General features: G+C 55.2%; 19 protein-coding genes. 10 read left to right on the forward strand and 9 right to left on the reverse strand.

The features are described 5' to 3' along the window. Positions 1-36 precede the first annotated feature (36 nt). The 4 genes from J2Y91_RS01240 (at position 37) to J2Y91_RS01255 (ending at position 6,111) form a co-directional block, all read left to right on the forward strand. Entirely contained in the window at positions 37-1,140 is a 1,104-nt protein-coding gene (locus tag J2Y91_RS01240; protein WP_253536839.1) for a KpsE/RkpR family capsule polysaccharide export protein, read from the forward strand. Between the two features lie 40 nt (positions 1,141-1,180). Beyond that, on the forward strand, positions 1,181-2,272 hold the full coding sequence (locus J2Y91_RS01245) for an SDR family oxidoreductase (RefSeq protein WP_253536841.1): 1,092 nt from the start codon (positions 1,181-1,183) through the stop codon (positions 2,270-2,272). Positions 2,273-2,312: 40 nt separating this feature from the next. Further along, on the forward strand, positions 2,313-3,527 hold the full coding sequence (locus tag J2Y91_RS01250; protein WP_253536843.1) for a pectate lyase family protein: 1,215 nt from the start codon (positions 2,313-2,315) through the stop codon (positions 3,525-3,527). 643 nt (positions 3,528-4,170) lie between these two features. Further along, a complete protein-coding gene (locus tag J2Y91_RS01255; RefSeq protein WP_253536845.1) occupies positions 4,171-6,111 on the forward strand; it encodes a methyl-accepting chemotaxis protein in 1,941 nt (646 codons plus the stop codon). A 59-nt stretch (positions 6,112-6,170) separates the two neighbouring features. On the opposite strand, the gene J2Y91_RS01260 is transcribed toward J2Y91_RS01255, so the two are convergent. Together J2Y91_RS01260 and J2Y91_RS01265 are read right to left on the reverse strand one after the other, a co-directional pair. Beyond that, a complete protein-coding gene (locus J2Y91_RS01260; RefSeq protein ID WP_048915310.1) occupies positions 6,171-7,418 on the reverse strand; it encodes a mechanosensitive ion channel family protein in 1,248 nt (415 codons plus the stop codon). A gap of 72 nt (positions 7,419-7,490) precedes the next feature. After that, positions 7,491-8,042 (reverse strand): chorismate mutase, encoded by a 552-nt coding sequence (locus tag J2Y91_RS01265; protein ID WP_133623143.1) that lies wholly within the window; start codon positions 8,040-8,042, stop codon positions 7,491-7,493. Between the two features lie 186 nt (positions 8,043-8,228). Here J2Y91_RS01265 and J2Y91_RS01270 point away from each other — a divergent pair, with 186 nt between their 5' ends. Next, positions 8,229-8,438: a hypothetical protein gene (locus tag J2Y91_RS01270; RefSeq protein ID WP_048915308.1), complete on the forward strand. Its 210-nt coding sequence runs from the start codon at positions 8,229-8,231 to the stop codon at positions 8,436-8,438. A gap of 45 nt (positions 8,439-8,483) precedes the next feature. Here J2Y91_RS01270 and J2Y91_RS01275 read toward each other — a convergent pair whose 3' ends face one another. Next, the gene (locus tag J2Y91_RS01275; protein WP_253536848.1) at positions 8,484-10,412 is read right to left on the reverse strand and encodes a methyl-accepting chemotaxis protein; all 1,929 of its coding nucleotides are present in this window, start codon (positions 10,410-10,412) and stop codon (positions 8,484-8,486) included. A 339-nt stretch (positions 10,413-10,751) separates the two neighbouring features. Between J2Y91_RS01275 and J2Y91_RS01280 the strand changes: the two genes are divergently transcribed. After that, positions 10,752-11,978: an L-lactate MFS transporter gene (locus J2Y91_RS01280; RefSeq protein WP_253536850.1), complete on the forward strand. Its 1,227-nt coding sequence runs from the start codon at positions 10,752-10,754 to the stop codon at positions 11,976-11,978. Between the two features lie 43 nt (positions 11,979-12,021). Here the strand turns inward: J2Y91_RS01280 and J2Y91_RS01285 are convergent, their stop codons facing one another. After that, positions 12,022-12,912, reverse strand: a complete 891-nt coding sequence (locus J2Y91_RS01285; RefSeq protein ID WP_253536852.1) for an SMP-30/gluconolactonase/LRE family protein — start codon at positions 12,910-12,912, stop codon at positions 12,022-12,024. Positions 12,913-13,186: 274 nt separating this feature from the next. On the opposite strand from J2Y91_RS01285, the gene J2Y91_RS01290 reads away from it, so the two are divergent. Continuing rightward, positions 13,187-13,333 carry a hypothetical protein gene (locus tag J2Y91_RS01290; RefSeq protein ID WP_180276845.1) on the forward strand — a complete coding sequence of 49 codons (147 nt, stop codon included), beginning with the start codon at positions 13,187-13,189 and terminating at the stop codon, positions 13,331-13,333. Between the two features lie 116 nt (positions 13,334-13,449). Here the strand turns inward: J2Y91_RS01290 and J2Y91_RS01295 are convergent, their stop codons facing one another. The 4 genes from J2Y91_RS01295 to J2Y91_RS01310 form a co-directional block, all read right to left on the reverse strand. After that, positions 13,450-13,731, reverse strand: a complete 282-nt coding sequence (locus J2Y91_RS01295; protein ID WP_048915303.1) for a hypothetical protein — start codon at positions 13,729-13,731, stop codon at positions 13,450-13,452. 255 nt (positions 13,732-13,986) lie between these two features. Beyond that, on the reverse strand, positions 13,987-14,796 hold the full coding sequence (locus J2Y91_RS01300; protein WP_253536854.1) for a hypothetical protein: 810 nt from the start codon (positions 14,794-14,796) through the stop codon (positions 13,987-13,989). Positions 14,797-14,854: 58 nt separating this feature from the next. Continuing rightward, the gene (locus J2Y91_RS01305; RefSeq protein WP_048915301.1) at positions 14,855-15,304 is read right to left on the reverse strand and encodes a universal stress protein; all 450 of its coding nucleotides are present in this window, start codon (positions 15,302-15,304) and stop codon (positions 14,855-14,857) included. A gap of 12 nt (positions 15,305-15,316) precedes the next feature. Beyond that, positions 15,317-16,099, reverse strand: a complete 783-nt coding sequence (locus J2Y91_RS01310) for an IclR family transcriptional regulator (protein WP_253536856.1) — start codon at positions 16,097-16,099, stop codon at positions 15,317-15,319. Positions 16,100-16,271: 172 nt separating this feature from the next. On the opposite strand from J2Y91_RS01310, the gene J2Y91_RS01315 reads away from it, so the two are divergent. From J2Y91_RS01315 to ypdK, 3 genes are all read left to right on the forward strand, one after another. Then, positions 16,272-17,879 carry an MFS transporter gene (locus J2Y91_RS01315; protein ID WP_253536859.1) on the forward strand — a complete coding sequence of 536 codons (1,608 nt, stop codon included), beginning with the start codon at positions 16,272-16,274 and terminating at the stop codon, positions 17,877-17,879. After that, positions 17,879-18,907, forward strand: a complete 1,029-nt coding sequence (locus J2Y91_RS01320; RefSeq protein ID WP_253536860.1) for an HlyD family secretion protein — start codon at positions 17,879-17,881, stop codon at positions 18,905-18,907. The genes J2Y91_RS01315 and J2Y91_RS01320 overlap by 1 nt, the downstream gene beginning before the upstream one ends. Before the next feature lie 67 nt (positions 18,908-18,974). Continuing rightward, entirely contained in the window at positions 18,975-19,070 is a 96-nt protein-coding gene (ypdK, locus tag J2Y91_RS23030) for a membrane protein YpdK (protein ID WP_208864875.1), read from the forward strand. 50 nt (positions 19,071-19,120) lie between these two features. Here ypdK and alaC read toward each other — a convergent pair whose 3' ends face one another. Continuing rightward, positions 19,121-20,323: an alanine transaminase gene (gene alaC, locus J2Y91_RS01325; RefSeq protein WP_048915297.1), complete on the reverse strand. Its 1,203-nt coding sequence runs from the start codon at positions 20,321-20,323 to the stop codon at positions 19,121-19,123. Positions 20,324-20,406 lie beyond the last annotated feature (83 nt).

Genomic DNA, 20,406 nt, shown 5'->3' on the forward strand with positions numbered 1-20,406 from the left:
GAAGAGACTTATCTACTCCGTCTCCGGGCCGACGCTTTGCGCAAGCTGCGCAGGGAGCGTTGGGTTATCGCAACATTCATTTTACTACCCGTACTGCTGGCAACGCTGTATCTGACGAATTTGGCGACGCCGCGCTACACCGCCGAGTCTAGCTTTTCGGTGCGAGCCAGCGATCGGCAAAGCTATGCCTCACCTGACAACGCCACCAGCCTGATTTCAACGGACGGCAGCGCTGCAAATGGTTTAGTGGACGGTTGGGCTGTTAACAGCTTTCTGAATTCACGCGATGCCATGCATCAGCTTGACAGGAAAATTGGACTGCGCCGACATCTCACCAACACGACGCGCGACCCGGTGAACAGACTGATGCCTGAAGCGGATGACGATGCACTGTATAAGGCCTATCAATCAATGATAAATGTCTCCTACAACATGCTCGAGCAGCTCAACCTGATGAGGATCAGCGCTTTTTCGCCAAACGATGCGCGAATAATTTCGCTTGCTTTGCTGGAGCTAGCCCAGCAATTCGTACACAACATGGATGAAAAAGGCATTGCCGATGCGCTGAAAGTTTCCCAACAAGCAGTCACTCTGGCCGAACAACAGGCCCGGCATGCGAGGGAGAAACTGACGAACTGGCGTATCACAAACGGCAATATCGATCCTACCGCAGATGCGGCAATGCGACTCACGCTGATCGCTCAACTTGAAGGCGAACTCAATACAGCCAGCATCAATCTTTACAAAATTCGTGCACTGGGCAATGCCCATCATCCAATGATGCAGGCAGCAAAAACAGAGGTAGACGCCCGACAAAAGCGGCTCGTCGAAATTCGCCAGCATCTGAGTGGTTTGGGAGATTCCGAAGTCAATCGGATGAAAACCTATGAGGTCCTCAAGAATGCACAGCAGTTTGCGGACGCTAATCTCGTCACCGCACGCCAGAATTATCATCAGTCGTTTATCAGTACGCTGCAGTTGCGCCGCTATCTTAGCATTGTCGTCAACCCTGAGCCTGGCGTTCGCCCTGACAGCCCCAATGCATCCATCATCCTGTCGGAAGCTCTGGTGGTGGGTTTATTACTGGTCTTCATTTATCGGATTGCTGCAGGAGTATCACGCGCATTGCGCTTTAGATGAGCATTGCCATGCTTTTATTCTTCATTCAAAGGATTCTGATATGAAAATAGCGATTAACCAAAATTCTCTGTTGCCCGCCTGGGCACAGCACCCTACCCAGCAGGCATTGTGCACAAAATTACTTGCACAACGGTGCCACTGGCTAATCACCGGAGCCGCAGGATTTATTGGTTCCAACCTTGTAGAGACGCTGCTGATGCTCGGACAGGACGTGCGGGGTTTAGATAATTTCTCAACGGGACACCAGCGTAATCTGGATGAAGTCAGGGATCGCGTGGGGGCAGAACGCTGGCGCCATTTTCGTTTTATTGAAGCCGACATCAGAAACCGCAGCCACTGTAGCAGAGCGGTCAGGCAGATTGATTACGTGTTGCATCAGGCAGCCCTGAGCTCTGCCCCGCGTTCGGTGGATGACCCGGTGGCAAGCCACGAGGTGAACATCACAGGTTTCCTAAACATGCTTGATGCTGCACGGTGTGCACAGGTACGTCGCTTCGTTTATGCCGCATCCAGTTCGACCTATGGTGATGAGCCGAATTTGCCCAAGCGTGAGGATCGCATTGGTCAGCCTCTATCACCTTACGCAGCAACCAAGCTAATTAGCGAAATTTATGCCGGGGTATATGCGCGAACCTACGGTTTTGGCACGACCGGGCTACGCTACTTTAATGTTTTTGGTGCGCGCCAGGACCCGGCCGGCGCCTATGCAGCTGTCATCCCAAGATGGATCTCCGCAATGTTTGACGGGCAAGATGTCGAAATATTTGGTGATGGCGAGACCAGTCGGGACTTTTGTTATATCGGCAATGTCGTGCAAGCCAATCTTCGCGCTGCGCTAAACTTCAGGCCGGGAGCGAGCACGATTTATAATGTCGCTGTTGGCGAGAGAACCACGCTTAACCAACTGTTCGAGATCATCAGCAATAATTTGAAATTGCTGGGCTTTGAGTATGGCCGACAACCACGCTATAAAGCCCTACGGCCGGGCGACGTGCGCCATTCTCAGGCTGATATATCTAAAGCTCAGAGCGAACTGAGCTATGTACCTCTTGTGGATCTAAAAGCAGGCCTGAAAGAAACCGTGCCATGGTACGTGCGCTTGCTCATTGATAAGCGTATTAAGCATGACTAAGCAAGGAAGGATTGGGGGGGCATGCCGTCGGGTTCAACGTATGCTTGCACGTGCATCTGTCACGCTACTGGGCATGGGCAGTGCGATCGGTTTTTTTGTACCGATATCCCAGGCCTCACCCCATCGGTGCGACAGGGCATTAGAGGATTGTGCGTTGGTGAAGTCTCTTTTGAAACAACGACAGGGATATGGTCGCATGGCGCAGGGAGGCGTAAAGGGGGACGTTGTGCAGGTAACATCAATGGCAGATAGCGGTCCGGGGACACTGCGAGATATCCTCAAACAGGCACACGACTTGAATGTCCCTCTCTGGGTACGTTTTGCCTCCGACATGACGATCAGGCTTGATTCACAGATTCGGGTGCCTTCCAATGTGACAATTGACGGCCGAGATAAACGCGTGAAGTTGCTGGATTATGGGCTCGCTATCTATCACAGTCACAATGTCATCGTCACTCATCTGACGATTGACGGGAGGTTACGCACTTTCTCTCAAGCCATCAATATCGCAAATTTTTCGCACGATGTCTGGATCGATCATCTCGATCTCTCCCGTTTTGCCGACCGGCTGCTCAACGTCAAAAATGGTGCAACGGACGTCACACTGTCCTGGACCCGCTTCCATGATGACGACAAAGTCATGCTGCTCAATAACATCACGTCGGCCAATCTGTTTAAACATTATCATCGCGACTCACAGGCTCGGGTCACGCTGCATCACAACTATTTCTTCAATACGGTGCAGCGTAATCCACGGGCACAATTTGGCACATTCCATCTTTATAACAACGCACTGGAGAACTGGGATTTTTATGGTATGAGTTTCAGCCTTGAAGCCCTTGCATTGATTGAAGGAAATATATTTATCAACCGTGCCAAAAGACCTTGTAAAGAACCCAAATATTTTCCCACGGTTGAGGGGGTTAAAGCCAGATACTGTCAGTATATTAAAAGCGCCCCTGCCAGGAGCGCACTGGAAAATGGTAAATCAGATCGGCGAAGTTATGAGCGGACAAAAAAACGATATGCTTACAGACATCGCGTAGAGGCTTTTTTAAAGGTCAGAGATAATCTTTACCTGGCGGATGCCCGTCAGGTGCTCAATAACTTTCGCGCAGATCGTGTGCCTCAGCCACCTTATAATTACGATTATGAACAGCCGTCTTTAGCATTGTTAGATCGAATTCGACGGCTTGCGGGCAATACATCTAACGATTCAGAGGCCGCATTAAGCAGTAAGGCGCGCAGCAGGTAAAAAACAAGTCAATAAATCTACCCTCTGGAATTGGGCCAGTTAACGCACGAATCTGTTTTGCCAGCACTATCTTTTTACGACCTGATAGCCAAACACTCCATAACATACATCCTTAGAGATAAATAGACAGGATGCAATAAAGTAAGTTAAAAAACCAATCGGGTTATTTATTTAGCAGTCTTAACTCCTTGAGAAATATGCTCTTGTCCTTGCTGAAATGAGCTCTTTCTTGAGATAGCAGTATCAAAAACCCCCTTATCGGCATATTCCCTGCAAACTTTAACCTCTTTTTCCATCGTTAATAAAAATGCATTTATAGCGTTCAATTAAATACCACAAGAGTAGCAATAATATAAAAATAACAATAAAAACAACAATTTATAATAGCTTAAAAATAAACCTATCATTAATAAATATTACCAGTTTCCTTCATGGACAATCACTCACTTGAACCTATACTTCAACTCGCTATGCAAAAGATTTATTTATACCTAGATAACAAATCTCATTCTCATTATTGAGTCATGCAGTGGTTGTCCCTAAGTATGAATTTTTAAGCACATTTGGCATTCAGATATAAATTGTCATTCACCCACCAGTGAAATAACGAACAGCCATATTCAACTTAAGTGAAATTAAAAAAATGAAAAAAATCCTGAATACGATTAATTTGCCTGCAAAGTTTCTCATTCTTGCTTTTTTTGCTTTGCTGCTGTTTGCCGTACCCTCATGGCTTTTTGTCAATGAAGGTAATCAACAGATAAACGCTAAAGAGCGAGAATTGCAGGGAATTCCCGTTGAAAAACAGATGCTGAATCTGCTCAATATGATGCAGCTCCATCGCGCACAAGCGGCAATCGCCGTGGCACAGCAAAATGCCGCTATTCCTGCACGTCTGGCGCTGAAAGAGCAGGTAGAACAGTCTATTAGCACTCTTCAGACCACGCTGGCCGCCACCGGTCAGGACAATGTGGCCTGGCAAGATTTTAGCAAGGTGACAGCACAGTGGCAGCAGCTACAGCGCGACATTGACAGCCGTAACCTGACGCTGCAAACCAACCTCTCGCGCCACGCCGAAATGATTCGGACGCTGCTTGATGCCAATATTGAAGTGATCGACTATTTTGGCCTGTCGCTGGATCCAGATTTAAATACTTACCAGTTTATTATCAGTACATTCAGTCGCCTGCCAGAACTGACAGAAACATTGGGTCAGATTCGTGCCCGGGGTACGTCACTACTGGCCAGCAAAGAGGCGATTCAGGACAGCGATTACGCCCGTATGGAGTTTCAGATCCTTAACGGTAAGAATGCTCTGCGTCTGTATAACGCGAATCTTTTAAAGTCCTTTAACACTGATAGCAGCGTACGCGAAAAGTTTAGTGGTCAGGCTAATGCCGCACTGCAACAGGCGGGTGAAGCCTTAGCCCTCGCTGAGGACGTCTTTATTAAGCGGACGAAAAACGATCTCCCGCCCACGGAGTTCGTGGCACGCTTTACCGCTGCGATCAATCAGTACAATCAATTTGCTAACGACGCGAGTAACCAGCTCAGCAACATGCTTTCTGAGCAAATTAGTCAGCATCGCACCGCTCAATTTGAATTGCTGGGCGTGCTGGCACTGCTGGCGGGGCTTATCATCTTCCTGGCGGTATTTATCATTCGCTCCATCACCGGGCCGGTACGTGATGCCGCAAAAGTTGCCAAAGATGTCGCTGCCGGTGATTTAACCTCGCACCTGGTGGTGACCGGAAGTAATGAAATGGCGGGCCTGATCGCCTCGTTGATGGAGATGCGCCAGCGCCTTTCTCTGCTGGTTGCGGATATCAAGGATAACGCCACGACGATTGCCACCTCTTCTGAAGAAATTGCTCAAGGCAATGGCGACCTCTCCGCGCGCACAGAGGAGCAGGCTGCTTCACTGGCACAAACGGCGGCCAGCATGGAAGAGCTGTCATCCATCATTCTGCAAAACGCCGAGAATACCCGCTACGCCGCAGGCATGGCTACATCGGCCACCGATGCGGCACTGTTAGGGGGAGAGGCGATGCAATCCGTCATGGTCTCCATGCAGAAAATCAGCGCCAGCGCGGGTCAGATTGAAGAGATCATCAGCGTTATCGACGGTATTGCCTTCCAGACAAATATTCTGGCGTTAAACGCCGCCGTTGAGGCAGCCCGAGCCGGGGAACATGGTAAGGGGTTTGCCGTGGTCGCCGCTGAAGTCAGAGCGTTAGCCCAACGTTCTGCCTCTGCAGCGAAAGAGATTAAACAGTTAATTGCACACTCGGTGGAAAATGCGCGCCAGGGTATTTCAATGGCTGAGGATGCCGGAGAAAAGGTGAAGCAAAGCGTGGGTGCGATTGAACAGACTGCGCAGCTGGTCAACGAAATCTCCTCCTCTTCCCAGGAGCAGAGCGCCGGCGTGTCGCAAATCAATATCGCCGTCAATCAGATGGACCAGGTGACTCAGCAAAATGCGGTGCTGGTAGAACAGTCCGCCTCTTCTGCCGATGAGCTGGCCGCGCGCGCGATACAGCTACGAGAGCTGGTGGCCGTGTTTCGTACCGGGCAGCCAGCGTAACGGCACCGCGCATTAAGACAGGGCAATCCGGTGTGGTCAGTCCCACACCGGATGTGCCGTTACTGCACCTTGAACCCTTCCGCTATTGCCCGCACATCATTGCCGGTGGGCGCCTGATGAATGCGCAGACCGAATTCATCCACCACCGCAAAGATGTGGTCGAAGATATCCGCCTGAATACTTTCATACTCCAGCCACACCACGGTATTGGTAAAGGCGTAGATTTCTACCGGTAGCCCCTCTGCGCCCGGTGCCATCTGGCGCACCATCAGCGTCATATCCTTGCGGATTTTCGGATGCTGGCGCAGATATTCGGTGAGATAGGCGCGGAAAGTGCCCACGTTGGTCATCCTGCGCTGGTTAAGTACCGAATCACGGGTGTTGTGTTCGCCATTCCAGCTGTCAATCTCCTGCTGACGCTCGGCAATATAGGGTTGCAGCAGGCGCGCCTGCGCCAGCTTTTGCTGCTCCTCTGCGCTAAGGAAGCGAATGCTGGTGCTGTCGATATTAATGCTGCGCTTGATACGGCGGCCGCCGGAAGCGGACATGCCGCTCCAGTTTTTAAACGCATCGGAAACCAGCGCATAAGTTGGGATAGTGGTAATGGTATTATCCCAGTTCTGTACTTTTACCGTGGTCAGGCCGATGTCAATCACCGCGCCGTCGGCGCCGTATTTCGGCATCTCCAGCCAGTCGCCCATTTTCAGCATGCTGTTGGCCGACAGCTGTATTCCCGCCACCAGCCCGAGGATCGGGTCTTTAAATACCAGCATCAGCACCGCGGCCATCGCGCCCAGCCCGCTGATCAGAATGGCCGGAGATTTACCAATCAGCAGCGAGATCATCATGATGCCAATCACGATCGCGCTCAGCAGCTTCACGCCCTGCAATAAGCCCTTAAGGGGAAACTGTGAGGAGAAGGCAAAACGGTGCGCCAGGCCCTGCATCACGTCCAGCAGCGAGAAGAATGACATCAGCGCGTACAGCATCACCCACAGCTGGGCGCAGGTGGTGACGATGGCGGCAGCATCGCTGCCCTTTTGCAGCCACAGCACCGCCTGCACGTTGACGATCACCCCCTGCAGGGTAAATGCCAGCCGGTGAAACAGGTTGTTTTGCGTGATGACTTGCAGCCACAGGTGGCTGCTGGCCTGCGCACGCTTCTCAAAGGTGCGCAGGACGATGCGGTGCAGGATAAAGTGAATAATAATGGCGGTGAGGAAAATAATGCCAAAAATAACAATAAGCGAAGTGGTGTGGTCGGGTTCTATTCCATATTGCTTTAATAATGCGAGTAACTGCTGCATGACGCCTCCTTTTCGAACGAGGAGGGATCATGCCTGCTGCGGCATCCAGGTTCAACCCCTGGTTATCCGTGCTCAGGTCTTGGTTTTACTCGCGGCGTGGCAGTCACCTGACCATAATCTGACCTCCCGGAGCGTGCGATAAAGGCGCGATTTATCCGCATCGCTCAGGTTCGGCTGATTAAGCTGCCCGACAAACTGCTTTTCATCCAGCGCGTTGAGTGTCTTCTGCTGCAAGCCTTGCGCAATCTGCTGCAATATAACGTCATTGAGTCTGGCGAGCTGGGCGCGCACCTCTTCCAGCGGTCGGGGCTGCCAGCCATGAATCGGCGTAGCCAGCCAGTCAGCACGAAAACGATACTGCACCGCTTTGGCCGCGTCCATCTGCGCCTGAATAAACGGCACTACCGAGTTCTCATCCAGACAGAACTGCGTCGCGCGCTGTTTGCTGGCAGCCAGCACCTTCTGTTCCTGCTGCAGATCCTCTATTGGCCGGTGCTTGTCGGCCTTAAACGCCGCCACATCTTTCATATAGCTCAGGCGTTGATTAACCGAGGCGGCGAGATCGCTGGCCTGCGCGCTGCCGATGCTCAGGCATAACAGAGTAAATAGAATTTTTGCTGACATGTGGCTTCCCTGTTCCCGTTTATTGACCTGCAGACTGTAGATCATTGGGCTGGATATGCCAAAGCATGATGGCGCATTTAGCGACCTGCAGCAGAATCGCGGCAGAAATCGGCGATATTCGACGAATTGATTTGTGCGCACAGGGGCTAAGCTGGTGGAATAACTGATAGCCGTACGGAGCACCCTATGCCAGATAAAGACCCCGTTGTTGAACGCCTCTCCCTTGAGGTAGTTGCACTGCGCAATATTGTGCAGATGCTGATCGCCTACGGCAATGTGCCGACCGGCGGTAAGCTGAACAAGTACCTTGAGAAGGTGGCAGAAGACGTTGAGCACCGCGACGGGCGCGAAGCGAATAAAGCGATTGCCGATGTGATCCGCACCTATATTCGCTAAGTGCGGCGACAAAGCCCCGGTATCACGCCGGGGCCTGCCAGCCTGTTACGCCACTTTAAACACTGAGATATCCTGCGCCAGCTGCGAAGCTTCGGCATGCAGGGCGTGAGTGTTTTCAGCGGTCTGATGAACCAGCATCAGGTTCTGCTGGATGCTGCGCTCCATCTGCGACACGGCCTGAGTGACCTCGGCAATGCCTTTGCTCTGCTCATCGCCCGCCACGCGGATCTCACCCACCACCTCTTTCACCTTCAGCACATCTTTCACCAGCTCTTCCAGCTGACGCCCTGCCCCTTCCACCAGCTTGCTGCCGGTCAGCACATTGCTGTCTGACTGGCCAATCAGCGCTTTGATCTCGTGCGCCGCCGTCGCGCTGCGCTGGGCCAGTGCCCGTACTTCAGAGGCCACCACGGCGAAGCCGCGCCCCTGCTCGCCGGCGCGGGCTGCTTCCACCGCCGCGTTCAGCGCCAGAATATTGGTCTGGAAGGCGATACCGTCGATCACACTGAGGATCTCACCGACGCGGCTGGATGACGTGCGGATGGTTTCCATCGTATCAATCAGCTGACGCATCACATCACTGCTATTGCGTGCGATCTCTGCGGTCTGCTCGGTAAAGGCATCGGCCAGCCGGGTGTTCTCGGCGTTCTGCTGTACTGTCGCATTGAGCTGTTCCATCGCCGCGGCGCTCTGTTCGACCGCTGCCGCCTGCTCGCTGATTTTTCCGCTCAGCTCCTGATTGCTCTGCTCCAACCCGCTGGCGTTGTGCGCCACCTGTACGCCGCTCGACTGCACGTTGGTGATCACCCCGGCAATCTTGTCGACAAACTGGTTAAAGGAAACGGCAATATCGGCAATTTCATCACGGCCGGAGGTATCGAGGCGGCGCGTCAGGTCACCGTCGCCGTGGGCGATATCGTCCAGCGCTTTACGCGTGGATTCCAGCCGCCCGGAGATCTGGCGGGCAACAAACCACAAGATGACCAGCAGCAGCAGCAGTGCCGGGATCAGCAGGATGAAAATGTCCTGCATGATATTATCGGCCAGCGCGGTCACCTGGGATTCCGGCGTCACCAGGCCGATCGTCCAGCCGGTATCCGCCATGCGAAACAGGGTCAGCTGGCTGCGGGTGTGCAGCCACTCATCATTCAGGTTGCTGAAGGTGGCGCTGCCTTGGCTGGCGCTGGCGGATTTCACTGCTGCCACCATCGGAGCAAGCCACGCCTGCTGCTGCGCCAGATCGCTGAACTTCTTCAGCGCCTTATCTTTGATACCCGGGAAATAGAGCACGTTGCCAGCCTGGTCGAGAGCAAAAGCATAGCCGCCGGTACTGGCGCCGTTGCGCTGCATAAAGCCGGAGAGGTTGTCCAGCAGCACGTCAAAAGTGGCGACGCCGGCAAAGGTATCGCCCTTGCGGTAAGGCACGCTGCAGGTCACCATATTTACCCTGGATACCGGGTCCTGGTAAACTTCCGACCAGTTGCACTTATTGGGGGAAGTGGTGCGGGTCGAGGTGTACCACAACTCGTGATGATAGCCGGTTCCGGCAGGGTCGTTATAGCCGTCAGAGTAGTCGAGGCTGCCGCTGGCGTTGCGCGCCCAGAAGAAGCTGCGGCGGGCTACGCCGTCACTGAATGCATTCGGCTCCGGCCAGATTCCACCGCCGGCAATGCTTTTGTCGCCCTTGCTGTCGATAATTTGCGGCAACACCTGGCGAAACAGCGCTTCATCGTGCGGCAACACTTCGGCCAGCCGCGCCAGGCTCACGCCCTCACCCTCTACGCGGATCAGCTGCTGATTAAGCTGGCCAACGATATTCTCTCCGGTTTGCTGAATTAAGCTGTTACTGGCCTCGATCACGCGCGGCTGGCCGCGCAGTGAGATAGCCAGATAGACCATGATGCAGGTAAGCAGCAGCATTAAGACGCCACCTGACATCAATTTCCCTGATAAACGAACTGGAACCCACGACATAATGAATATCCTCAAAATGGAATTGCACAGCGACTATCAGAGATAAGCTCAACGCTAAATATTGATTAAGGTTATGCAGCTGCGTTCTAAAGACGCTTTATCCGGTTAATATCGGCCGTGCCGTCATAAAACTTTAACTTGTGGGAAAAACTTGATATATATCAAAATATTCCACTACCTGGTATTCTGCGTTCGATCCCTGAGACTGCCGTTCATGTCGCTCTCAGTGCATTTCATTCCCTGCTAATGGCAGCTCATGCCCTTTTCTCCCGCCATAAAGAAGCCGGTCTTACTATGGCTGCAATTCCATATTGTTAATTTTCCCACCGGGAGAGCCCCATGAGCACAGCAACCGTCAGCAGCAGCGTTAATCGCACCCGCGGGTTAACCCTGATAGGCACTATCATCACCCAGTTTGCGCTGGGTTCGGTCTACACCTGGAGCCTGTTCAACGGCCAGCTCTCTATGAAGCTGGACGCGCCCATCAGCCAGGTGGCATTTTCCTTTGGTTTGCTGAGCCTCGGCCTGGCGCTGGCTTCTTCGGTAGCAGGGAAATTGCAGGAGCGTTTTGGCGTGCGCAACGTCACTATTGGTGCCGGCCTGCTGATGGCGATTGGCCTGATGCTGACCTCGCAGGCGGATAATCTGTTTATGCTTTACCTCAGCGCCGGGGTACTGGTCGGTCTGGCGGACGGGGCAGGCTATCTGATGACGCTGTCCAACTGCGTGAAGTGGTTCCCGGAGCGTAAAGGGGTGATCTCAGCCTGTGCTATCGGCGCTTACGGCCTCGGCAGCCTGGGCTTTAAGTTTATCTGCAGCTACCTGCTGAGCGTCTACAGCCTTGAAACCACCTTTATGATCTGGGGCGGCGTGGCAATGACCATGATGATCCTCGGCGCGCTGATGATGAAAGATGCCCCTAAACAGCAGGCGGCGGGTAACAAAATGGCGAGCCAGGCGCGTGACTATTCGCTGGGCGAATCGATGCGCATGCCGCAGTACTGGATGCTGGCGCTGATGTTTTTGACCGCCTGCATGAGCGGCCTGTACGTGATTGGTGTGGCGAAGGATATCGGCGAGAGCATGGTACATCTGAGCGCGCAGACGGCGGCGAATGCAGTGACCATCATTGCGATTGCCAACCTCAGCGGTCGCCTGGTGCTTGGCGTGCTGTCGGATAAAGTGGCGCGTATTCGGGTGATCACCCTGGCGCAGGTGGTGTCGCTGGTCGGCATGAGCATTCTGCTGTTCAGCCATATGAGTGAAAGCAGCTTCTTTATTGCCATTGCCTGCGTCGCCTTCAGCTTCGGCGGCACCATTACCGTTTATCCGTCGCTGGTCAGTGATTTCTTCGGCCTGAACAACCTGACAAAAAACTACGGCGTGATTTACCTCGGCTTTGGTATCGGCAGCGTGATGGGTTCACTGATCGCCTCACTGTTTGGCGGCTTTACCATCACCTTCAGCCTGATTATGGCGCTGCTGGTTATCTCCCTGATGCTCTCCGCCACCATCCGCATGCCGCACAAGCCGGCAGCGCGCAAAGAGACGCTGCAGCACGCCTGACGGCACGCAAGAGTGGCCCGCTGCTGAACACAGCGGGCTTTTTTTATGCCTGTTGATGGCGAAACTTCGGCTCCGGCAGGCCCGCCACCGCCACGCGCACCGCAAACAGGTCACCGCACTGCGGATATTGCGCCAGCTCCTCAGCGCTACGATTTTCGCGTGAGCTGGTGATATACAGCGTTTTCAGATCCGGCCCGCCAAATGCCACCATGGTCGGCCAGCGTACCGGCAGCGGGATCTCATCGACAATCTCCCCGCTGTGCGGATCAAGACGAATGACTCGGGCGCCGTCGAACATCGCCGACCAGTAATAGCCTTCACTGTCGACCGCCGCGCCGTCGGGGATCCCCCCCTGCTGCTGAATAAAGCGGCGCACTACCTGGCGCTTACCGATCTCCCCGCTGTGGGGGTCAAGCGGGTAGCGGTACATCACGCCGTTTGGCGTGTCGGTGTGGTACATCCAGCGGCGATCGGGAGAAAATGCCAGCCCGTTGGAAATCTTAATATCGTCGGCCTGCCTGCTCAGGTTCAGCTGATTATCGACGCGGTAAAGCGCCGCGCCGTTGCGATCCTGCGGTTCCCACAGCGTGCCGCACCAGAAGCGCCCAAAAGGATCGACGCGGCCGTCGTTAAAGCGGCTGCGCGGCGCATCACCGGGATTATCCGCGATGCGCTGGGTAATTTGCCCCTGCTCATTAAGGAAGCAGACGCCGCTGCGCAGTGCGGCTATCAGCCCGCCCTCTGCGCGCAGGCCGATGCAGCCAATATCTTCCGCCACCGGCCAGCGCTGATGCTCGCCTGTGGCCGGGTCAAAGCGGTGCAATGCTGGCGCGAGGATATCGACAAACCACAGCACCTGCTGCTCGCTGCACCACAGTGGGCACTCACCCAGCTCCGCCTGTACCGGTAATACGTTGCTCACCTGATAATTCATCTCAGCTCCTTGCACGGTTATTTACCTTAAGTGTACGTGATTTTATCCGCGGCATCGCAGGCAAAATTCCCTACCTCATTTAATGTTTGAGACAATTCCCAATCGAAAGGCCTGTTTTTAGGCTATATCTTATTTAATAAATAGCAGCTTAATAAATAACTCTGCTATTGGAATTATTTTGAAATACCTTATTAAATAAATCTACAATCGACGCATTATTCCTCCACTTTTCCCACGTAGAGTTGTAGCTATAGAAAAGGGAAGGAGAGACATAATGAAAAACATAATTAAAGCAGCGACCGTAGCTGCACTGATTGTCATGCTGAGTGGTTGTATCGTTGGCCGACCTTATCACGGCGGCGGCGGATATCACGGCGGCGGAGGGTATCATCATGACCACGGCAGACACCGTGGCTGGTAAGGAAGTCAGGTGAGGTTTTCTCACCTTCGCGGGCAAAGCCTGCACACAGCAAGATAATAAAAACAGAGAAGTTGAAATAAATTGGGCGGGGATTTCCCCGCCCTTATTTTTTGCTTTTAGCTTTTAACGCTGAAATTACACTGATACCAGGCTTTCTTCAGTCCCGGGACGTGGCTGTCCTGCGGGTCAAGCGCTTCTACCTTATCGAACCCGCGCTCATTACAGTAGCGCTCAACATCTTCCAACATGGCGGTCTTATCCACGCTTGTCGGGTTAAAACGATATTGCACGGTATTCACCGCCGGATCTTCATCGACTTTCTCAAAAGCCCCTGGTTTGCTGGAAGTACAGCCCGCCAGCAATAACAGCGCCAGAGCGCCGAACAGTTTCGTTTTCATTCTGATTCCCCTCTTCCGGTGCCGCATAATAACAAGCTCCCCCTCCGTGACTATCGGATTCCGGCGCATTTGCATAATTTTACTTACGTTATGCAATGTTCTACCGATTGAATCGATTCAGGAAGACGCTTAGCGTTATCTGCTGTTAGGTGCGAATATGCTTTACAGACATCGCGACATGTCTGCACAACACCAGGATTTTTATTAATAATTACAATATTTTATGCCCGCGGCGAGCGGGCTTTTTTTTGCAGGTCAGTTACCTGTTCCGCTAATAATTATACGTAAGACGTTTGCCGAATCCTTATCAGTAAGTGCCAGAACCGACTGATAAAGATCAATGGTCATATCGCACAGCTTCGCTTCGTCAACGCCCACTTCAGCAGGCGTATTGAGGGTTTGTAAGTCACTGCCCCACTTCGCGTACAGCGTGCGCACCACCCCCTGCAATTTTACTCTTCCCTGCTGTAAATCAACCGGTTGGTCAGCACCATTGCTGTGCTTAAACAGCGTATCCATCGCCAGCAGTTCGCTGTCGGTCAGCGGCTTGGGCAGCACATCGCTGATGTTGATCCCCCCCTTCACCTGCGGGAACAGAAAGCGGAAACATTCAGCGGCACCTCTTTCACGCATCGCTTTCATCTCCTCAAGGGAAATCTGCATATAGCGGATAAGATCTTCATCGCGCGCGGCGTTGATGCGCTGATTTAGCAGATCGGCAGCCAGCGGGCGCAGGCGATCAATCGCCTGCTGTAAGGGTACGCCCGCCTCAAGGCTGCTGAGCAGCCGATCGTTTGCCTGACGGTAGAGCGTGGGCTGCTGCTCTTTGATGGTGCGCCAGACGGGCTGCACCGCCAGGCTGTCCTGCGCGGCAGCCAGAGCCGCTTCCTGCTGCTGACGCGGGGCTATCCAGCCGTAGTAGTAGAGATTCCCCAACAGCAGCGGCAGTACAAACAGCAGCGCGCCGGTTAGTTTCGACAATTTTTGGCGTTTTAGCAGCCAGCCGATAACCAGCAGCCAGACCAGAGCGGAGAACAGCGAGGCGAGAATAGCGTGAGAGTTCAAAACAGGTTCCTGAAATCATCAGGCCGGGTTGCCGGCCTGTCTAAGGTTCGTCGGTGGGTTAATCAGCGCGGACGTCAATCAGCACCGGGCAGCTGGCGCGTTCAATCACGGCGGCGCTGCACGATCCTTTCAGCAGGCGGTTGAACGAGGAGAGATGGCGGCGGCCCATGATGATCATCGCGGCGTTCAGCTCGTTGGCCTGGGCGACAATACTTTGTGCCGACTCGCCGGGAACCACCTTGCCGCGCGCCTTAACGCCCGCGCGTTGCAGTTCGGCCAGCGCCATGCGCACTACGGCTTCAGCGGTATTTTGCTCATCGAGCGCCAGGCCGAAATCACCCGGGTCCTCCCCGGCTTCAATATCAAACGCCCCGGAAGCAGAGTAGCTGGCATCAACACAGCACACCACCACCACTTCCGCCTGTAAAGCCAGCGCCTGTTCGGTGGCCAGCGCCACCACTTTACGTGCAATAACTGAATTATCTACAGCGACTAAAAGCGTTTTCATATCCCTCTCCTGTCAGTCACGTAATGCCGCTTTTCCAATCTCATCGATCAGCGCGTCTTTACACTTGAGGATTTCAGCGCGATTGCGCTCCTCATTCAGCTGAAAGCGTGCGCTGGGGATCAACAGGCTGATGGAAAAGCGGCCAAGAATGGTATCGATCGCCACGGCCATGGTGGAGATCCCTTCCAGCGTTTCGCCGCGATCGTAGGCCAGGCCAGTGTGACGAATTTCATTTAAGTGCGCCAGCAGCGCGGGGAAGTCACGCACCGTCAGCTCGGTCATGGCCTGGTAGGCCTCGCCCACCAGCTCTTTTGCCGCTTCATCACTGTCCAGCGCCAGCAGAGCGCGCCCGCCGGAGGTGCTGTAGAGCGGCAGATTCATGCCGATGCGCGGCACGACCCGCAGCTCGCGATCGGCCACCACGTAGTGCACGATGGCCAGCTGCAGCCCGCTGGCGCGCGCCAGCGAGACGGTTTCGCCCGTGGCATCGCACAGCGCCTGCAGCCAGGGCTGAGCGATAGCCACCACGTCGGTATGCACGTTGGCGATCAGCCGCAGCAGCGCGGGGCCAAGGCGCACGCCGCCCACGCCGTGGCTGCGCACCAGCTGCACCGAGTCGAGTGCGCCGACGATGCGCTGCACGGTCGATCGCGGCAAATCGACGGCCTGGGCGATCTCGCCCAGACTCATGCCGTTTGGTGTGGCCCCCAGCGCATCTAATATTTTCGCGGCGCGTGTGATGACCTGAATGCCGCCGATCCGTTCATCATCGCGGCAGTGTAGGGGTTCAGACATAGGGATTCTCTTTCCTTGTAATCGGCAATTACTTTAGCACTATTTGGCTTAGCGGACACGCTGTATCGCATTGCAATACAGTGCATCACCCTGTACTATTGCCGCAAATGTATCACGATGCAATACAGTGCATCGATAATAATAACGATGAATGATGTCGGAGCCCCCTGCTATGAACTCCCAGCCTGCCGCTATGCCCGCACCGCACCCATTTACCCTGCGCCTGGCGCTGGGGCTGGTCGGCGTGCTGATCGCCGCGCTCAGTTCAGGACTTAACGATCGCGTCACCGATCTGGCGCTGGCCGACATTCGGGCGGCGATCGGTATCGATTTTGACAGCGGCAGCTGGATCACCTCCAGTTACCAGGCCGCAGAAGTGGCGGCCATGATGATTGCGCCGTGGTTTGCCGTGACCTTCTCCCTGCGCCGCTTTGCGCTGGCAGTAACCTTTGGTTTTGCGCTGATCGCCATGATCCAGCCCTTAGCCCGCGATGCCAGCACCTTTATTACCCTGCGCACAATCCAGGGGCTGTTTGGCGGGGCGCTGCCACCGTTGCTGATGACGGTGGCGCTGCGTTTTCTGCCGCCGGGCATCAAACTCTATGGCCTGGCCGCCTATGCGCTGACCGCCACCTTTGGCCCGAATATGGCCGCCTCGCTGGCGGCGTTCTGGACCGATTCCGTCGGCTGGCAGTTTACTTTCTGGCAGGTGATCCCGGCTTGCCTGGTGGCCGCCACGCTGATTGGCTGGGGACTGCCGCAGGATCCGCTGCGCCTTGAGCGCTTTCGCCAGATTGATGCCTTCGGCATGCTGACCGGCTGTAGCGGCATGGCGCTGCTGGTGCTGGCGCTGACCCAGGGCGAGCGCCTTGACTGGCTGCAGTCACCGCTGATTAGCGCCATGCTGCTGGCTGCGGCTGCCCTGCTGCTGGTGTTCCTGATTAACGAATGGTATCACCCGCTGCCGCTGTTCAAGCTGCAAATGCTGCAGCGTAAAAACCTGACCCACGGACTGCTGGTGTTAGCGGGCGTGCTGATGGTGGCACTCTCCGGATCTGCGCTGCCCTCTGCCTACTTCGGGCAGATTGACGGGTTTCGCACCGCGCAGTTTGCTCCGCTGGCGCTGACCATTGGCCTGCCGCAGCTGCTGATTGCGCCGCTGATAGCAGCCCTGCTTAATCTGCGCTGGGTAGACTGCCGCTGGATGCTGACCGCCGGCGCGGCGCTGATGGTGCTCTCCTGCCTGCTGGGAATGCAGCTGACCGACGACTGGGCGCGGCAGAACTTCTGGCTGATCCAGAGCCTGCAGGCGTTCGGTCAGCCGATGATGATCCTGCCGGTACTGATGAGCGCCACCAGCGTCGTGTTACCGCCCGAAGGCCCCTTTGCTTCCGCAATGTTTAATACCGTACGCGGCTTTTCCAGCGTCGCCGCCGGGGTACTGGTGGAAAACTTCCTCACCCATCGTGAAAAATTCCATTCGCACGTGCTGGTCGATCAGCTCGGCAACCGTCCGTGGCTGATGACCGCCCCCGGCAGCGACAGCGCCAGTGCTCTGGCTCCGCTGCTGCCGGACGGTTCAATCAGCTCCGGCGAGAACCTTGGCCATTTCAGCACGCTGGTAAAACATCAGGCGGTGATCCTCAGCATCAGCGACGGCTACCTGCTGATCATCGGCTTCGCTCTGCTGCTGGTGCTGCTGACCGCCTGGCTGCCGAAACGCGTCTGGCCACCGCAAACCTTACTCACTTCTGCTCCGCTTACTCCGGGAAAATTATAATGCGCTTCACACCTGCCAAACGTACCACTCTGCTGCTCCTGCTGCTGTTGATCCTGCTGGCTATCGCCTTTTTCGTCTGGTCGGCGATCAACCACCGTTCGCTACGCACCGATGACGCGGTCGTCACGGCGGACTATACGCTGGTGGCCCCGAAAGTCTCTGGCTATATCAGCACGGTAAATGTAGCGGATAACCAGCAGGTGAAAGCCGGTGACGTGCTGGCAACCATCGACGATCGCGACTATCGCGTCGCGCTGGAAACCGCCCAGGCCAATTTACAGGTCAGCGAAGCGAAGCTGAGCAGCATTGATGCCCAGCTTGAACAGCAGCAGGCAACCATCGCCCAGACGGCCGCCGCGGTCAGCGCCAGCCAGGCGACCCTGAGCTACGCCGGGCAGAATGCCGAGCGCTATCGCCGCCTGCTGAAAAGCGGCACCGCAACGGCGGATGAACAGCAAAAATCCAGCTCCACCATGCAAAGCGCCGCAGCGCAGGTAAAGCAGAGCCAGGCGGCCGAGCTGGCCGCGCGTAAGGAAGTGGCCGTGTTGCAGGCCAGCAAGAAGCAGGCGCAGGCCGATATCGCCGCGATGCGCGCCAGCGTGGATCAGGCGCAGCTTAACCTTTCGTATACCCGCATCACCGCACCGATTGACGGCAGCGTTGGGCAGCGCGCGGTGCGCCAGGGGGCGTGGGTGTCGGCCGGAACGCGTCTGCTGGCGGTGGTGCCTTTGCAGCAGAGCTATGTGGTGGCCAATTTTCTTGAGACCCAGCTGGCGCATGTCAGCCACGGCCAGGCCGTTTCAATAACGGTGGATGCCCTGCCCGGAGTTACGCTGCGCGGCCATATCGACAGTATCGCACCGGCGACCGGCTCGACCTTTGCCGCAATTACCGCCGACAACGCGACCGGAAACTACACTAAAGTGGTTCAGCGTCTTCCAGTTAAAATCGTGCTGGAACCGGGCCAGCCTGAGCTGGCAAGGCTGCGCGTTGGCATGTCGGTGGTGCCGCAACTGGAAAGCCATTAATGTAAGAAAGGTCTCAGAACAAGCGTCTTTATTTTGCCGGGAAATAGCGGTAGATTAGCGTTCGATCATGGGTGTTCAGAGGGTTTTTGCAGTGAAATATGCTTTTATGGGGATCTCTTTTATCCTGTTAATCTGGGTTGGCACTTTCTATCTGATGCTGTAATGATTGGCCGGATAAAGAAAAGGGTCAGGTGCGCCTGACCCCCAGCCTGGTTAGTTCACGCCCTCTCCACGAAACATCGCCTTAATCCCTCTTACCGCCTGGCGAATACGGTCGCTGTTCTCTATCAGCGCAAAGCGCACGTGGGTGTCGCCGTAATCGCCAAAGCCAATCCCCGGCGAGACGCAGACTTTCGCTTCCTGCAGCAGCAGTTTAGCGAACTCCAGTGAACCCAGGTGCGCATAGCGATCGGGGATTTTCGCCCAGACGTACATCGAGGCTTTCGGGTTATCCACCATCCAGCCCGCCTCGTGCAGCCCTTTCACCAGCACATCACGGCGGCGTTTATACTGTTCGGCGATGTCGCGCACGCACTGCTGATCCCCTTCCAGCGCGGCAATCGCGGCAACCTGTAGCGGGGTGAAGGTGCCATAATCGTGATAGCTCTTAATGCGCGCCAGCGCCGCCACCAGCTCTTTATTACCGACCATAAAGCCGATACGCCAGCCCGCCATGTTGTAGCTTTTCGACAGCGTGAAGAACTCCACTGCCACGTCGCGCGCGCCCGGCACTTCCATAATCGACGGCGCTTTCCAGCCATCGTAAACGATATCGGCGTAAGCCAGGTCGTGGATCACCAGCACGTTGTACTGCTTAGCCAGCGCGATGACCCGTTCAAAGAAGTCCAGCTCGACGCACTGCGCGGTGGGGTTCGACGGGAAGCCGAGGATCATCATCTTCGGCTTCGGATAGCTTTCGCGGATCGCACGCTCCAGCTCGTTGAAGAAGTCCACGCCCGCCACCAGCGGCACCGAACGTACCTGCGCCCCGGCAATCACGGCACCGTAGATATGGATGGGATAACTCGGATTCGGTACCAGCACGGTATCACCGTGATCGAGCGTTGCCAGCATCAGGTGTGCCAGCCCCTCTTTGGAACCAATGGTGACAATCGCTTCCGATTCCGGGTCGATATCCACCTGGTAACGGTCGGCATACCAGCGGGAAATCGCCCGACGCAGGCGCGGAATGCCGCGCGACGTCGAGTAGCCGTGGGTGTCATCACGCTGCGCCACGGTGCAGAGTTTTTCCACGATGTGCGGCGGCGTCGGGCCGTCCGGGTTGCCCATGCTGAAATCGATAATATCTTCCCCGCGACGGCGTGCGGCCATCTTCAGTTCGGAAGTGATATTGAATACATAGGGGGGAAGACGTTCGATACGGGAAAAACGGCGAGCGGAATGATTGTCAGCCATAGTAACCTCTGATTAACGTAAGCGCCCGGACCATCCGAGCGACGCTGACCACCGTAGTGGTCGAGGAATGACCATAACGTACA

Origin of the sequence: Erwinia aphidicola (assembly GCF_024169515.1) — a bacterium.
Lineage (GTDB): Bacteria > Pseudomonadota > Gammaproteobacteria > Enterobacterales > Enterobacteriaceae > Erwinia > Erwinia aphidicola.

What these genes read in the sequence shown, in the direction of transcription:
- J2Y91_RS01265 (WP_133623143.1), bottom strand. Translation starts at nt 8,042, where the DNA reads ATGTCAGCAAAAATTCTATTTACTCTGTTATGCCTGAGCATCGGCAGC.
- J2Y91_RS01295 (WP_048915303.1), bottom strand. Translation starts at nt 13,731, where the DNA reads ATGAAAACGAAACTGTTCGGCGCTCTGGCGCTGTTATTGCTGGCGGGC.
- alaC (WP_048915297.1), bottom strand. Translation starts at nt 20,323, where the DNA reads ATGGCTGACAATCATTCCGCTCGCCGTTTTTCCCGTATCGAACGTCTT.
- J2Y91_RS01305 (WP_048915301.1), bottom strand. Translation starts at nt 15,304, where the DNA reads ATGAAAACGCTTTTAGTCGCTGTAGATAATTCAGTTATTGCACGTAAA.
- J2Y91_RS01255 (WP_253536845.1), top strand. Translation starts at nt 4,171, where the DNA reads ATGAAAAAAATCCTGAATACGATTAATTTGCCTGCAAAGTTTCTCATT.
- ypdK (WP_208864875.1), top strand. Translation starts at nt 18,975, where the DNA reads ATGGGTGTTCAGAGGGTTTTTGCAGTGAAATATGCTTTTATGGGGATC.
- J2Y91_RS01245 (WP_253536841.1), top strand. Translation starts at nt 1,181, where the DNA reads ATGAAAATAGCGATTAACCAAAATTCTCTGTTGCCCGCCTGGGCACAG.
- J2Y91_RS01275 (WP_253536848.1), bottom strand. Translation starts at nt 10,412, where the DNA reads ATGTCGTGGGTTCCAGTTCGTTTATCAGGGAAATTGATGTCAGGTGGC.
- J2Y91_RS01290 (WP_180276845.1), top strand. Translation starts at nt 13,187, where the DNA reads ATGAAAAACATAATTAAAGCAGCGACCGTAGCTGCACTGATTGTCATG.
- J2Y91_RS01280 (WP_253536850.1), top strand. Translation starts at nt 10,752, where the DNA reads ATGAGCACAGCAACCGTCAGCAGCAGCGTTAATCGCACCCGCGGGTTA.
- J2Y91_RS01315 (WP_253536859.1), top strand. Translation starts at nt 16,272, where the DNA reads ATGAACTCCCAGCCTGCCGCTATGCCCGCACCGCACCCATTTACCCTG.
- J2Y91_RS01310 (WP_253536856.1), bottom strand. Translation starts at nt 16,099, where the DNA reads ATGTCTGAACCCCTACACTGCCGCGATGATGAACGGATCGGCGGCATT.
- J2Y91_RS01285 (WP_253536852.1), bottom strand. Translation starts at nt 12,912, where the DNA reads ATGAATTATCAGGTGAGCAACGTATTACCGGTACAGGCGGAGCTGGGT.
- J2Y91_RS01260 (WP_048915310.1), bottom strand. Translation starts at nt 7,418, where the DNA reads ATGCAGCAGTTACTCGCATTATTAAAGCAATATGGAATAGAACCCGAC.
- J2Y91_RS01250 (WP_253536843.1), top strand. Translation starts at nt 2,313, where the DNA reads ATGCTTGCACGTGCATCTGTCACGCTACTGGGCATGGGCAGTGCGATC.
- J2Y91_RS01320 (WP_253536860.1), top strand. Translation starts at nt 17,879, where the DNA reads ATGCGCTTCACACCTGCCAAACGTACCACTCTGCTGCTCCTGCTGCTG.
- J2Y91_RS01270 (WP_048915308.1), top strand. Translation starts at nt 8,229, where the DNA reads ATGCCAGATAAAGACCCCGTTGTTGAACGCCTCTCCCTTGAGGTAGTT.